General features: G+C 64.3%; 13 protein-coding genes, 1 other RNA gene and 1 pseudogene. 9 read left to right on the top strand and 6 right to left on the bottom strand.

Annotated features, from left to right (window positions below; translation table 11 throughout):
- Positions 1–6: 6 nt before the first annotated feature.
- Both HT051_RS11280 and fumC read right to left on the bottom strand, forming a co-directional pair.
- Positions 7–219, bottom strand: coding sequence for a ribbon-helix-helix domain-containing protein (locus tag HT051_RS11280; RefSeq protein ID WP_174542120.1), 213 nt, complete (start codon positions 217–219; stop codon positions 7–9).
- A 15-nt stretch (positions 220–234) separates the two neighbouring features.
- Positions 235–1,644: a class II fumarate hydratase gene (gene fumC / locus HT051_RS11275; protein WP_174542119.1), complete on the bottom strand. Its 1,410-nt coding sequence runs from the start codon at positions 1,642–1,644 to the stop codon at positions 235–237.
- Positions 1,645–1,839: 195 nt separating this feature from the next.
- Here fumC and HT051_RS11270 point away from each other — a divergent pair, with 195 nt between their 5' ends.
- Positions 1,840–3,786: an HWE histidine kinase domain-containing protein gene (locus tag HT051_RS11270; protein ID WP_174542118.1), complete on the top strand. Its 1,947-nt coding sequence runs from the start codon at positions 1,840–1,842 to the stop codon at positions 3,784–3,786.
- A gap of 21 nt (positions 3,787–3,807) precedes the next feature.
- Here HT051_RS11270 and HT051_RS11265 read toward each other — a convergent pair whose 3' ends face one another.
- From HT051_RS11265 to HT051_RS11255, 3 genes are all read right to left on the bottom strand, one after another.
- Positions 3,808–4,377 (bottom strand): SspB family protein, encoded by a 570-nt coding sequence (locus HT051_RS11265; RefSeq protein ID WP_174542117.1) that lies wholly within the window; start codon positions 4,375–4,377, stop codon positions 3,808–3,810.
- Positions 4,378–4,459: 82 nt separating this feature from the next.
- Positions 4,460–4,837, bottom strand: a transfer-messenger RNA (tmRNA) gene (gene ssrA, locus HT051_RS11260).
- Between the two features lie 38 nt (positions 4,838–4,875).
- On the bottom strand, positions 4,876–5,148 hold the full coding sequence (locus HT051_RS11255; protein WP_174542116.1) for a PepSY domain-containing protein: 273 nt from the start codon (positions 5,146–5,148) through the stop codon (positions 4,876–4,878).
- Between the two features lie 129 nt (positions 5,149–5,277).
- On the opposite strand from HT051_RS11255, the gene HT051_RS11250 reads away from it, so the two are divergent.
- The 8 genes and pseudogenes from HT051_RS11250 (at position 5,278) to miaA (ending at position 11,798) form a co-directional block, all read left to right on the top strand.
- A complete protein-coding gene (locus HT051_RS11250) occupies positions 5,278–6,072 on the top strand; it encodes a thymidylate synthase (RefSeq protein ID WP_208454431.1) in 795 nt (264 codons plus the stop codon).
- Positions 6,069–6,608 carry a dihydrofolate reductase gene (locus HT051_RS11245; RefSeq protein ID WP_174542114.1) on the top strand — a complete coding sequence of 180 codons (540 nt, stop codon included), beginning with the start codon at positions 6,069–6,071 and terminating at the stop codon, positions 6,606–6,608. The genes HT051_RS11250 and HT051_RS11245 overlap by 4 nt, the downstream gene beginning before the upstream one ends.
- 193 nt (positions 6,609–6,801) lie before the next feature.
- The gene (gene hflK, locus HT051_RS11240; protein WP_174542113.1) at positions 6,802–7,938 is read left to right on the top strand and encodes an FtsH protease activity modulator HflK; all 1,137 of its coding nucleotides are present in this window, start codon (positions 6,802–6,804) and stop codon (positions 7,936–7,938) included.
- Complete coding sequence (hflC, locus tag HT051_RS11235) at positions 7,938–8,948, top strand: protease modulator HflC (protein WP_174542112.1); 1,011 nt, start codon at positions 7,938–7,940, stop codon at positions 8,946–8,948. Before hflK ends, hflC begins: the two co-directional genes overlap by 1 nt.
- 8 nt (positions 8,949–8,956) lie before the next feature.
- Positions 8,957–9,004, top strand: a pseudogene (locus HT051_RS15305) (hypothetical protein); the annotation flags it as partial.
- A gap of 13 nt (positions 9,005–9,017) precedes the next feature.
- Positions 9,018–9,140: a DUF2065 family protein gene (locus tag HT051_RS11230; RefSeq protein WP_371740582.1), complete on the top strand. Its 123-nt coding sequence runs from the start codon at positions 9,018–9,020 to the stop codon at positions 9,138–9,140.
- A gap of 125 nt (positions 9,141–9,265) precedes the next feature.
- Positions 9,266–10,732: a DegQ family serine endoprotease gene (locus HT051_RS11225; RefSeq protein WP_174542111.1), complete on the top strand. Its 1,467-nt coding sequence runs from the start codon at positions 9,266–9,268 to the stop codon at positions 10,730–10,732.
- 118 nt (positions 10,733–10,850) lie between these two features.
- Positions 10,851–11,798, top strand: coding sequence for a tRNA (adenosine(37)-N6)-dimethylallyltransferase MiaA (gene miaA, locus HT051_RS11220; RefSeq protein WP_333502667.1), 948 nt, complete (start codon positions 10,851–10,853; stop codon positions 11,796–11,798).
- Positions 11,799–11,831: 33 nt separating this feature from the next.
- Here miaA and HT051_RS11215 read toward each other — a convergent pair whose 3' ends face one another.
- Positions 11,832–13,757, bottom strand: a complete 1,926-nt coding sequence (locus HT051_RS11215) for a potassium transporter Kup (RefSeq protein WP_174542110.1) — start codon at positions 13,755–13,757, stop codon at positions 11,832–11,834.
- Positions 13,758–14,025: the final 268 nt, after the last annotated feature.

Raw genomic sequence — 14,025 nt, 5'->3', positions numbered from 1 at the left:
CGGCCTTCATGCGGGCCGCGCGCGGGCCTCGTTCAGCACGAAAGCCCGGATCGCCGCGGAGAGGCTCTGCTCCCCGCGGGTCTCGTCGATCGAGGCCACCAGGCTCGCCACCGACGTGGCGCGGGTCTCGGCGATCTCGTTCAGCGCCTCCCAAAACGGATCCTCCACCGACACGCTGGTGCGGTGCCCGGCAATGGTGATGGAGCGTTTTGAGGACACGGGACGCCTTAAGCCTTACGCCTTCGGCGCGATCATATCTTCGGGCCGCACCAGCCGGTCGAACTCGGCCTCCTCGACATAGCCGAGACGGGCGGCTTCCTCCTTCAAGGTGGTGCCGTTCTTATGCGCCGCTTTGGCGATCTCGCTCGCCTTGTCGTAGCCGATATGCGGGGCGAGCGCGGTGACCAGCATCAAGGAGCGGCCCATATGCTCGGCGATCCGCTCCAGGTTTGGCTCGATCCCGGCAACGCAATTATCGGTGAAGCTGATGGCGACATCGCCGATCAGCCGGATCGATTGCAGCATGGCGTAGGCCATCACCGGCTTGAACACGTTGAGCTCGAAATGCCCCTGGCTGCCGGCGAAGCTGACGGTGGTCTGATTGCCCATCACCTTGGTGGCGACCATGGTAACCGCCTCGCACTGGGTCGGGTTCACCTTGCCCGGCATGATCGACGAGCCCGGCTCGTTTTCCGGCAGCTTCAACTCGCCGAGACCGGAGCGCGGCCCTGAGCCCAGAAGCCGGACGTCGTTGGCGATCTTGAACATCGCCACCGCCACGGTGTTGAGCGCCCCGTGGGCGGCGACATAGGCATCGTTGCCGGCCAGCGCCTCGAACTTGTTGGGCGCGGTCTTGAAGGGCAGGCCGGAGAGCTCGGCCACCTTGGCGGCGAACATCTCCGCGAACTTCGGATGGGAGTTCAGCCCGGTGCCGACCGCCGTGCCGCCCTGCGCCAGCTGGTACAGCCCGTAGAGCGAATGCTTCATCCGCTCGATACCGCTGGCGATTTGTGCCGCATAGCCGCCGAATTCCTGGCCTAGCGTTAACGGCGTCGCATCCTGCATGTGAGTTCGGCCGATCTTGATGATATCCCTGAAAGCCTCGGCCTTGGCTTTCAGGGCCTCCAAGAGATGCGCCAGGGCAGGGTCGAGCGCGTAAGCGATCTCCGAGGCCGCCGCGATATGCATCGCGGTCGGAAACGTGTCGTTGGACGATTGTCCGAGATTGACATGATCGTTGGGGTGAATGGGGGATTTGCTGCCGAGGCCGCCGCCGAGCATCTCGCTTGCGCGATTGGCAATCACCTCATTCATATTCATGTTGGACTGGGTGCCGGATCCGGTTTGCCAGACCACCAGGGGGAAATGGGAGTCGAGCTTGCCGTCGATGACTTCATCTGCTGCTGCGGCGATGGCGTGGGCGAGTTTCTCGTCCAGGCGCCCGAGTTCCATATTGGTGAGCGCGGCGGCCTTCTTGACCAGCGCCAGGGCGCGGATCAGCGGCAGCGGCATGGTCTCGTCGCCGATTTTGAAATTCTGGCGCGAGCGCTGGGTCTGCGCGCCCCAATACCGGTCGGCGGGCACCTCGATGGGTCCGAAGGCGTCGGTTTCGACCCGCGTTTCCACGATGTCTTCTGCGGACATTTCTTACTCTCCCAAGCTGACGGGCGCTGTGGCGGCGCGCCCCATTGTTTCCGGTCCGGCTTTTAAGCGAAATGCTCTTGTCACCGATGAACGCTATAGCATCAGCTGGCGGTGTAGACTTCTTCGATCCGGTTTTATGCCGGCGCCGGGCGGGGCTCACGCCTTGCGCCCTACACGGAAATGGCGGACGGGTCCATGACTGACGTCCCTATCAATCTTCCCCTGCCTATGCCGCGCGGCAAGCGTATCTCGCTCGGCCTGGCGCGCGCCTGCGCGATTTTCGCCATTTTGATCGGCGCCGCCGTGCTGGCGAGCTGGCGTCTGGATGACGTGAACATCCGCGACTATGCCGGCGAGATGGTCACCATGCGCCCCGATGCGGCCGTAGCCGTGGTGCTCTCCGGCGTGGCGCTGCTCTGCTTTAGCTTCAGTTTCCGCGTCCTGCGGGTGACCGCGCGGCTTTTGGCGATGCCGGTCATCGCCGTGGCGATCCTGATTCTGTTTTACGACATGATCGATCTCCGCTCCGGGCTGAACGAGGTGCTGATGAGCCCGGCCACGCCGGTCGTCGACACGCTTAACACCCAGGAGACCCAGCGCCTCGCTCTGGGCATCGGCCTGGCGATCCTGTTGTTTGGCCTGGCGCTGGCCGCCGCCGCCCGCGGCCGCTTCCTGACCTGGCTCAGCCAGGTTCTCGCCATCGCGCTTCTGGTACAGGTGCTGGTGGTGCTGACCGGCTACGCCTACGGCATCACCTCCGCCTATCACCCGTTCCCGTTCTCGGCCCTGTCGGTGGACGGCGCGGCCAGCGCGCTGCTGCTTGGCGTAGGGCTTTTGGCGGCGACGCCGGATGACGGTCTCGCCGCCGCCGTGCTGGAGCGCTCGCCGGCCGGCGAGATGCTGCGCCGGCTCTTGCCCGGCATCCTGGTCTTGCCGCTGGTCACCGGCTGGCTCGCCCATCAGGCCGAGCTTAGCGGCTTCTACGACAGCGCGGCGAGCTTCGCCCTCTTCGCCGTGGCGAGCGTCGTGGTGCTTGCCGTCTTCTCCTGGACCACCACCAACGCGGTGCGCCGCGCCGACGAGGTGCGCAACGAGGCACTCTACGAGCTGCGCCGCCAGCGCGAATGGCTGCAGATCACCTTGAGCAGCATCGGCGAGGGCGTGATCGCCACCGATGCCCGCGGCAAGGTGCTGATCATCAACAAGGTCGCCGAGGATATGACCGGGTGGATGGAGGAGGAGGCGCGCGGCCGCCATATCTCCAAGATCTTCCGGGTGGTCGACGAGGAGAGCCGCAAGACGCTGCCCGATCCCGCCACCGCGGCGCTGACCAATGGCGGTCTGGCGCGGCACGAGACCGACAGCCTGCTGATCACCAAGGATGGCAGCGAGTTGCCGGTGGAGGATGTCGGCGCGCCGATCTACGGCTCCGACGGCTCGCTCACCGGCGCGGTGCTGATCTTCCGCGACGTGACCGAACCGCGCCGGGCGGCACAGCGCCAGACCATGCTGGTCGGCGAGCTGAACCACCGGGTGAAGAACTCCCTCGCCATCGTGCAGTCCTTGGTGCAGGCGAGCTTGCGCCAGGCCGACAGCGCTCCCGCCATGGCCATGGCGGCCACCCTCGGCGAGCGCTTGCGCGCGCTGCACCGCGCCCACGATCTGCTGCTGGAATCGCAATGGTCCGGCGCCAGCCTGAAAGCCATGGTGGAGCGGGAGCTGGAGCCCTATTGCCGGGAGGACGGGCCGCAGATCGTGATGAAGGGGCCGGACGTGTTGCTGCCGCCGAGCTGCACCTCGATCTTCGCCATGACCTTGCACGAGCTGGCCACCAATGCGGTGAAATACGGCGCCCTGTCTCAGAACGAGGGCCAGCTGGAGGTGACCTGGCGCCGCCGCGGCAAGCGTTTGCGCCTCACCTGGAAGGAGAAGGGCAGCGCCCCGCCGCCCCAGCCCGGCGGCGGCGGCTTCGGCACTCAGCTGATCGAGAAGGGAATCCGCCACAATCTCGGCGGCGAGACCAAGCTGGAATTCCGCCCCGAAGGGCTCTACGTGGATTTGAACGTGCCGCTGGAGACAGAATCGGCGCCGAAACCTGCGACGCGCCGGCAGATCACCTCGGCCGAGCGCGAAACGGCGTAGCCGCGCGTAGAGCGCGAAACTCTATTTCTTCCGGAAACGGTCCAGATGAACGACCTCGCCGGTGCTTCGGCCGGGTTCGGTCTCCGGCTCCTCCAGCTCGATCTCGTCGGCACGTTCGTCATCGGCGTCCGTGGGGATGTCCGGCGCGTTCATGCCCTGGCTGACCTCGTCGGTTTCGGCGACCAGATCGGGCAGGGCAGCGGCAAGATGCTGCCGGGCTGCGTCATTGGCCGCGCCGGGCTTGGAGAATTGCAGTCCGAATTGCGCGCTCGGATCGTAGAACGCCTTCACCGCGCCGAACGGCACCACCAGCCGCTCCGGCACGTTGGAGAAGGAGAGCTTCACCTCGAACCGGTCCTCGGCCACCAGCAGATCCCAGAACTGGTACTGCAGCACGATCGTCATCTCCTCCGGATACTGTTCCTGCAGCCGTTTGGAGATTTGAACGCCCTCGGCGTTGGTGTCGAACGCAATGTAAAGATGGTGGTCGCCGGGCAGGCCGTGCTGCTTCACCAGAACCAGCACCTCGCGGATCACACCGCGTAGCGCGTCTTGGATAAGATTATCGTAGCGAATCTCGTCCTCAGCCATCAGCCCGTCGTTTCGGTTTTCGTCGTTTTGCATAGCGACGAAGGATGCACCTTGGAATTGGCGAATGTCCCCCGTCGCGCGAAGTGGAGGGCTTCTGTTGCCCGGTGCCCTCCGAAACCGCGCCTAACCGTGCGACCGGTTAGGGCTTGAATTTGAGGCTATCGCACTGCTTACGCAGCGAGAGCTGCCTCGGCATAGTTGTCGTTTGCAACTATTGAATGGCCCGATAACGGCGGAACCATGCCGAGCGAAAGCTCAACCTTTACACCCTCGTCGATCCTATTTCGCCCCCGCCGGATTCCAGATCCAAGGGATGCTTCCCCATGGCAGTCTGGAATTTGGTGGAGGCGCCGGGTACCGCCCCCGGGTCCGATAGGCTTATTACGAAGGCCATTTATCGCCATAGTCGATTTGCATCGACATTTCATATATATGCCCTTCCGGCGGGGAAAAAAAGGTTAGCCGGAACTCTGCCCACAGTTGTGGCGGAGATTTTCGTCAATCCCGCTCCAGCTTGATGATCCGGCCGTCGCGCGCATCGAGCTTCAGCTCGATTTCGCGATGCCGGGCATCCCAGCCTTCGATCTCCCATTTCTTGCCGTCGAGCTCGAGCTCGCGGATCTCCACGATGCCGACATCGAAGGCGATCTCCCGCGCCTGATAGGCATCGATGTAAGAGCCGCGATATTTCTTGGCCAGCGCCGGATCGGCGGAAAAGCCGAGCGTCGCGATCATGGCGGTGAGGGCGCCGAGCCAGAGACTTTTCAACATGAGTTCGGATCTCCTTGGATCAGAAGGTTGGTGTCGGCACGCCGCTCAGCCTATATCGAAAGGCTGGATGACGCCTAGGCCTCAGCATGACGAGATTGGGGCCGGGGCCCGATGAGGAAGCCGAGCACTTTGCGCCAATATCTCGATCTTCTTGCCCGCATTAGGGACACCGGAACCGAGAAATCGGACCGCACCGGCACCGGCACGCTCAGCCTGTTCGGTGCGCAGATGCGCTTTCCCCTGGCCAAGGGCTTTCCCCTGGTCACCACCAAGAAAGTGCATATGAAGTCGGTGATCTACGAACTGCTGTGGTTTCTGCAGGGCGCGACCAATATCGGCTATCTCACCGAGCACGGGGTGAGCATCTGGGACGAGTGGGCCGACCCGGAAGGCGAGCTCGGTCCGGTCTATGGCCGGCAATGGCGCTCCTGGCCGGCGCCGGACGGGCGCCATATCGATCAGATTGCGCAGATTGTCGAAGGGCTGAAGCGTGATCCCGATTCCCGCCGCCATATCGTCAGCGCCTGGAATGTCGGCGAGCTGGACAAGATGGCGCTGGCGCCGTGCCACTGCCTGTTCCAGTTCTATGTCGCCGACGGCAAGCTCTCCTGCCAGCTCTATCAGCGCTCCGCCGATATCTTCTTAGGCGTCCCCTTCAACATCGCCTCCTACGCGCTGCTGACCATGATGATGGCCCAGGTGACCGGGCTGGAGGCAGGCGATTTCGTGCATAGCTTCGGCGACGTGCATCTCTATTTGAATCATCTGGATCAGGCGGCGACGCAGCTCTCCCGCGAGCCGCGCCCCTTGCCGACCATGAGCCTCAACCCGGAGATCGGCTCTATTTTCGATTTCGCCTACGAGGATTTTGCTTTGCAAGGTTACGACCCCCATCCCGCGATCAAGGCCCCGGTGGCGGTATGAGCGAGGAGACGGATATCGGCCTCGCTTTGGTCGTTGCCGTGGGCGAGAACGGCGCCATCGGCAAGGATGGCGATCTGCCCTGGCGCATGTCTTCCGATCTGAAGCATTTCCGCCGCGTGACCTTAGGCAAGCCCATCGTCATGGGCCGCAAGACCTACGATTCCCTCGGCCGCTGCCTCGACAAGCGCCTCAATATCATCCTCACCCGCGACACGGACTTCCACGTGCCAGACGGCGCCGTCGCCAATACCCTCGAGGAGGCGCTGGCCATCGGCCGCCAGGAGGCGCTGGAAACCGGCGCCGAGGAGGTCGCGGTGATCGGCGGCGAAGCGCTGTTCAAGCATTGCCTGCCCATTGCCACCCGCATCTACCTCACCGAGGTGCATGCCGAGCCCGACGCCGATACCTGGTTCCCCGAATGGGACCGCAGCCTCTGGCATGAGGTCTCCCGCGAGCGCTTCGAACCCGGCCCGCGCGACGATCACCCGATGAGCATCGTGATTTTGGAACGGGAAGCGGCGCCATCCACCGTCTGAACGCCGCCGAATGGCTTGAGAATCGGCGGCTTTGCCGGCCCTGGCGCATTGCGCGGCGCCGGGGACTTGCCTATAACCTGCGCAACACGCATCTAAGGGCTGCCACTTTCTTCGTGCAGGTCCTATCCGGGACGCGGTCTTGTGGCGCCGCACCGGGCGGAAAATTCAAACCACATCGGGATTAGAAGCAAATATGCCTTGGAGCAATCAGAGCGGCGGCGGCGGTTGGAAAAGCGGCGGCGGCGGACCTTGGGGACAACCCCCGAGCGGCGGCCCCGGCGGCGGCAGACCTGGCGGCGGTGGCGGCCAGCAGCCCGACCTGGAAGAGATTCTGCGCCGCGGCCAGGATAAGATTCGCCAGGCTTTCCCGGGCGGCGGCGGCATGGGCGGCTGGTTTGCCGTCCTCATCGCCCTCGTGCTTGCGGCCGTGGTCGGCTTCTTCGCCTTCACCGTGCGGGTGGATACCGACGAAGAGGGCGTGGTGCTCCGCTTCGGCGAATATGTGCGCCAGCTCCCGCCGGGTCTGCATTTCCGCATGCCTTATCCTATCGAGGAAGTGCTTCTGCCCAAGGTGACCCGCGTCAACCGCATCGAGATCGGCTCCACCGCCGGCGCACCGCGTCCGCAGGAGAGCCTGATGCTGACCGGCGACGAGAACATCGTCGATATCGACTTCGTCGTGTTCTGGAAGATCAACAACGCGCCGGATTACCTGTTCAACGTGCAGAACCCGGAGGGCACTGTGCGCGACGTGGCCGAAAGCGCCATGCGCGAGGTGGTCGGCCGCAGCAATATCGGGCGCATCCTCACCGAGGACCGCACCAAGACGGAAACCGCCGTGCAGGAGCTGATGCAGAGCACGCTGGATCGCTATAAGGCCGGCGTCGAAATCCGCCAGGTCCAGCTGCAGAAGGCCGACCCACCCGAGCAGGTGATCGATGCTTTCCGCGACGTGCAGGCGGCGAAAGCCGACCAGGAGCGTCTGCAGAACGAGGCCGACGCCTACGCCAACAAGGTGATCCCCGAGGCGCGCGGTGAGGCAGAGCGCATTCTGCAGCAGGCGCAAGGCTATCGCGACCGTGTGGTTGCCGAAGCCAAGGGTGAGGCGGATCGCTTCCTGTCGATCTACGAGCAATACAAGCTGGCGCCGGACGTGACCCGCAAACGCATCTTCATCGAGACCATGCAGGACGTTCTTGCCAATACCGACAAGATCATCCTCGACGACAAAGCGGGCGGCAGCGGCGTCGTGCCGTATCTGCCGCTTACGGAGCTTAACAAGAGCTCCGGCAGCAGCTCATCCACAACCGGACAGACGGGAGGCCAGTAATGCGTATTTTCGGTGTTGGCCTTCTCATTCTGATCGGCCTTGCGGCGCTTGGCGCCTATCTCAGCCTGTTCACCGTCGATCCGACCGAGCAGGCGCTGGTGCTGCGTTTCGGCGAGCCGAAGCGTGTCATCAAGGAGCCTGGCCTCCATGCCAAGGTGCCGTTCGTCGATAATGTGCTGTATTTCGATACCCGGGTTCTGGAGGTCGATACGGCCCCGCAAGAGGTGATCGCCGCCGGCCAGAAGCGCCTCGTCGTGGATGCCTTCGCCCGCTACCGCATCGCCAATCCGCTGCTGTTCTATCAGAGCGCCGGCAATGAGCAGAATGCGCGCGGCCAGTTGGCCAATATCCTGGAATCGACCTTGCGTGGCGTGCTCGGCGCTTCGACCTTCGAGGCCATCGTCCGCGACCGCCGCGACGAGCTGATGAAGACGATCAACGAGCAGATCAACGAGAAGGCGAAGACCTACGGGGTCGACTTCCTCAATGTCCGCATCAAGCGGGTCGATCTGCCCGAGGCCAATAGCGACGCCATCTTCCGCCGCATGAACACCGAGCGTCAGCGCGAAGCAGCCGAGTTCCGCGCCGAGGGTGAAGGCGAATCTCGCCGCATCCGGGCCACGGCCGACCGCCAGGTCACGGTGCTCAAGGCCAATGCGCAAGGCGAGGCCGAGCGCATCCGCGGTCAGGGCGATGCCCAGCGGAACCAGGTCTTCGCCGAGGCTTTCGGCCAGGATCCGGACTTCTTCGCCTTCTACCGCTCGATGCAGGCCTACCGGAAGTCCATGACCCAGGGCGATACCCGTTTCGTGCTGAGCCCGGATTCGCAGTTCTTCCAGTATTTCAACGACGCCTCCGGCGGACCTCGTGTCCCCGGTGCGACCTCCATGGAAAAGCGCGGACTGGCGCCCAATGAGAGCCTGGCGCCGAAGGACACCAGCCAGCCGTCGCCTGCGCCGCAGGCCAGCACCGACACTGCGCCCGCTGACGAGACCCCGGCGAGCCCGTAACCGGCCTTATGGCGGATCTCGCGGTTGCCATCGGTCTCGTGCTGGTCATCGAGGGGCTGCTCTGGGCGCTTGCGCCGCGGCTCGGCCGAGCGCTGCGAAGCGACGGCCGAGACGCCGGAATCCTCCTTGCGGGTGGCCGGCACGCTCGCCGTGGCCATCGGCGTCGTGGTGGTCTGGCTGGTGCGTGGCTGAGGTGGCGGCAAGCGCATAGGCAAGCTCATAGCCATGAGCAACCCAGTGTATATTTGAGGATTGAGCAACCGGGCCGCCTCGTGGCAGCTTGATTTGCCAAAGCGAGGAGAGAGACGGATTTTGCGATGCTAGATCGTAACGGGCGGCATGCTCCGCCCATCCGCTTAGCCGCTGGGCTTGTGCTTTGCGCCGCGCTCCTCCTCTTTGCCGCTCCGGCGAGCTTCGCCCGCGGCCCCGAATCCGTCGCCGACATCGCCGAAGGCCTGCAGGAGACGGTGGTTAACATCTCCAGCAGCCAGACCGTGAAGGGCATTCAGGAAGAACCCGGCGTGCCGGCGCCGAAGGGCTCGCCCTTCGAGGAGTTCTTCGACGATTTCTTCGATTCCCCCGAAGGCGACGGCCCGCCGCGCCGGGTCAGCTCGCTCGGCTCCGGCTTCGTCTACGATTCTTCCGGTCTGATCGTCACCAACAACCACGTCATCGAGGGCGCCGACGAGATCATCGTCAACTTCACCGATGGGCGGAAGCTCAAGGTGACCAAGGTGCTCGGCCACGACCCGAAGACCGATCTTGCGCTTCTGAAGGTGGAGCCGGAGGAGCCGCTGAAGGCGGTCAAATTCGGCGATTCCTCCAAGATGCGGGTGGGCGACTGGGTGATGGCCATCGGCAACCCGTTCGGCCTCGGCGGCACCGTCACCGTCGGCATCATCTCCGCCACAAGGCGCGATATCAACGCCGGGCCGTATGACGATTTCATTCAGACCGACGCCGCCATCAACCGCGGCAATTCCGGCGGCCCGCTGTTCAACATGGACGGCGAGGTGATCGGCGTGAACACCGCCATCATCTCTCCCACCGGCGGCTCCATCGGCATCGGCTTCGCCGTGCCGTCCACCACCGCAGAGCAGGTCATCGCCCAGCTCAAGGAATACGGCGAGACCCGCCGCGGCTGGCTCGGCGTGCATGTCCAGAACGTCACCGATGAAATTGCCGAGAGCCTCGGCCTGGACGACACCAAGGGCGCGCTGGTCGCCAAGGTCATGGCGGGCAGCCCCGCCGAAGCCGCCGAGATCAAGAGCGGTGACGTGATCTTGAGCTTCGACGGCCAGGAGGTCGATACCATGCGCAGCTTGCCGCGCGTGGTCGCCAGTACTCCGATCGACAAGACCGTCGAGGTCACGCTTCTGCGCAACAAGAAGGTGATGACCGTGCCAGTGACGGTCGGCCGCCTGCCGGAGAGCGAGGAGGTCACCGATCTGAGCGCCCAGAACAAGGAATTGCCGGCGCCGGAAACCGACATCCCGCTGGGACTTCGGGTCTCGCCGCTGACCGATGGTTTGCGCGAGCAATTCGAGATCGACGACGATGTCGAGGGCGTCATCATCACCGCCGTCGATCCGGCTAGCCAGGCCGCCGAGAAGGGCGTGAAGCCCGGCGACGTCATCGTCGAGGTGACCCAGGAGAAGGTCACCGACCCGGACGAGATCCTGGCGCGCATCGATGCGGTGAAAAAATCCGGCCGCAAATCCGTCTTGCTGTTGATCTCCGACGGCAAGGGCGAGCTCAGCTTCGTCGCGCTGTCTCTGCAATAGCCCGTCATCCGGCACGTCTAGCGCATCCGTTAAGGCAAACGCGCGCCCGCGGCTGCGCATGGGTTCCGGTCCCACAACAAAAACGGCAGAATGGCCCGGTCGGGGGGCGGGGAGTGGCGTGAACAGCTTCGAAACGCGAAATGCCGGCATGCCCGGCGCGGTGCTGATCGCAGGGCCGACGGCGAGCGGAAAATCCGCCGCCGCGCTGGAGCTGGCCGTGCACCGCAATGGCACCGTGATCAATGCCGACTCCATGCAGGTCTATGAGGAGCTGCGGGTGCTCACCGCCCGTCCCAATCTGGACGAGGAGCGGCTGATCCCTCATCGGCTCTACGGCATCGTCTCGGCGGCGGAGCCTTATTCCGTCGGCCGCTGGCTTGCCGATGCCGCCCGGACGATTTCCGAAGTCCGCGCCGAGGGCCGGCTGCCCATCCTGGTCGGCGGCACCGGTCTCTATTTCAAGGCGCTGACCGAAGGCCTGGCGGCGGTGCCCGAGATCCCGAAAGAGACACGCGAACATTGGCGCGAAAAGGCCGAGGCGCTGCCCCCACAGGAGCTGCATGCGCTGTTGGTGACGCGCGATCCGCAAATGGCGGCGCGGCTGCCCGCGACCGATCCGCAGCGCATCGTACGCGCCCTGGAGGTGATCGAGGCCACCGGCGTCTCGCTTGCCGAATGGCAGAAGGGGCAGGAGACCCCGCCGGTGCTGCGGCCCTCTCAAGCGCTGCGGCTCCTTATCGCCCCCGATCGCGAAGCGCTTTACGCCAAGATCGAGCGTCGCTTCGATACCATGCTGGATATGGGCGCAGGCGAAGAGGTGGAGCGGCTGCTGGCGCTCGATCTCGATCCCGGCCTGCCGGCGATGCGCGCCCATGGCGTGCCGGAAATCGCCGCCTGGCTGCGCGGCGAGATTTCCCGCGAGGAGGCGATCGCCCGGGCCAAGACCGTGACCCGCCGCTATGCCAAGCGGCAGCTCACCTGGGCGCGGCGCTTCATGGCCGATTGGAATTGGTTCGAGGATGGGCCTTCGGCGGTCGCTTGGGTCGAGGCCCAGCACATCGGCTAGGTAGAGGCGCGACAGCCTTAGATCGTGACAGTTCTAGATCGTAACTTGGGTGCCGATCTCAACCACCCGGTCGGTCGGCAGCTGGAAGTAGCTGGAGGCGTCGTCCGCCGTCTGGGCCAGGAAGATGAACAGCTTGTCCTGCCACAGCGGCATTTGCGAGCGGGCATCGGGCCGGATCGATCTTCGCGACAGGAAGAACGATGTGGACATGATGTCGAAGGTCCAGCCCAGCTTGCGGGCGATGGCCAGCGCCCGCGGGATGTTCGGCGTCTCCATGAAGCCGAAATGCAGGATCACCCGCATGAAGTTGTCGCCGATCTCGCTGATCTCCACCCGGTCCTGAAGCGACACCCGCGGAACGTCCTCGGTGACCAGGGTGAGGATCACGTTGTTTTCGTGCAGCACCTTGTAGTGCTTCAGGCTGTGCAGCAGGGCGGTCGGCGCGCTGCCGGGCGTTGCGGTGAGGAACACGGCCGTGCCGGGCACGCGATGCGGTGCGCTTTTTTGCAGCTGCTCGATCAGCTCCTCGACCGGCATCTCCATGCGCTGGGTCTTCTCGGCCAGGATGCGGGCGCCGCGCCGCCAGCTCAGCATCACCAGCACCAGGAAACCGCCGATCAGCAGCGGCACCCAGCCGCCTTCGGGGACTTTCAGCATATTGGCGCCGATGAAGGCGAAATCGATCAGCATGAACGGCACCATCAGCACCGCTGCCCACCAGACCGACCAGTTCCACACCCGCCAGATCACGATGAAGGCCATCAGCCCGTCGACGAACATTGTGCCGGAGACAGCCAGGCCGTAAGCATGCGCCAAGCCTTCCGAGGAGCGGAACAGCACCACCAGAAACAGGACGCCCACCAGCAGCAGAGCGCGGATGCGCGGAATGTAGATCTGCCCGGCCTGCGTCTCGGAGGTACGGCGGATCTGGAAGCGCGGCAGAAGCCCGAGTTGCACCGCCTGGCGGGTCAGCGAGAAGGCGCCGGTGATCACCGCCTGAGAGGCGATCACAGTGGCCAGCGTCGCCAGGATGATCATCGGGTAGAGGCCCCAGGAGGGCACCATGCGATAGAACGGGGCGGTGACGGCGGCAGGGTCGGAGAGCACCAGCGCGCCTTGCCCGAAATAGTTCAGCACCAGCGCCGGCAATACGAAGAACAGCCAGGCGGTCTGGATCGGCTTGCGCCCGAAATGGCCGAGATCCGCATAGAGCGCCTCGGCGCCGGTCACCGCCAGGAACACCGCGCCGAGAGTGAGCAGGCCGATAAAGGCGTGCTGGGCGAAGAAGGCGATGGCGTAATACGGGTTGATGGCGAGGAAGACGCTGGGGTCGTCGAAGATATGGATCACCCCGAGCAGCCCCAGACAGCCGAACCACAGCAGCATGATCGGGCCGAAGAAGGCGGCCACCTTGGCCGTGCCGCGCGACTGCACCGCGAACAGCCCGACCAGGATCAGGATGGTGAGCGGGACGACATAGGTCTCCAGCTGCGGCGCGGCGACCTCCAAGCCTTCCACCGCCGAGATCACCGAGATCGCCGGCGTGATCAGCGCATCGCCATAGAACAGCGCCGCGGCGATCATACCGAGCAGCATCACCACATAGCGCATGCTCGATGCCTGGATGGTGCGCAATGCCAGCGCCATCAGCGAGAGCGTGCCGCCTTCGCCCTTATTGTCGGCGCGCAGCAGAATGAGAACGTATTTGACCGTGACGACGAGGATCAGCGCCCAAAGGATCAGCGACAACACGCCCAGCACGTTGAAGCGGGCCACGCTGTCGGTGCCGCCGGCGGTCTGCAGCGCCACCTTGAACGCATAGAGCGGGCTGGTGCCGATATCGCCGTAGACGACGCCCATCGAGCCCAGCGCCAGCATCCAAAATGTCTTTGGGCTTTGCTCGGCTGCGTCGGCGTGGCCGCCATTCTCGGCAGGGGTGTCGTTGGAAGCCTGCGTCATCAAGCGAAGAGTTGGGAGAAAGAGATTTCGTCTGAACTGAAGAAAAAGGCGTCGGTTTCTGCGAACGCTTTCCATTATGGACGAGCACTTTCCCAATAGGCGCATGCGGCGCGCTTGTCTAGCGCTTGGCCAAGTGCCGGTTGGGGACAAGCTGTGAGAAGCCCCCGAAGTCGCGCGATTGGCGGAAACAAAATTGTCAAATTCACCTGCTAAACGTAACTTATGCAAAGCGTTGCGCGGCTTGATGTTACATTCGTTCGTATTTCCG

The sequence above is a fragment of the Methyloligella sp. GL2 genome, assembly GCF_013341275.1.
Taxonomy (GTDB): domain Bacteria; phylum Pseudomonadota; class Alphaproteobacteria; order Rhizobiales; family Methyloligellaceae; genus Methyloligella.
The sequence above is the reverse complement of the archived record's forward strand: the minus strand, read 5'-3'. Positions and strand labels throughout refer to the sequence as shown.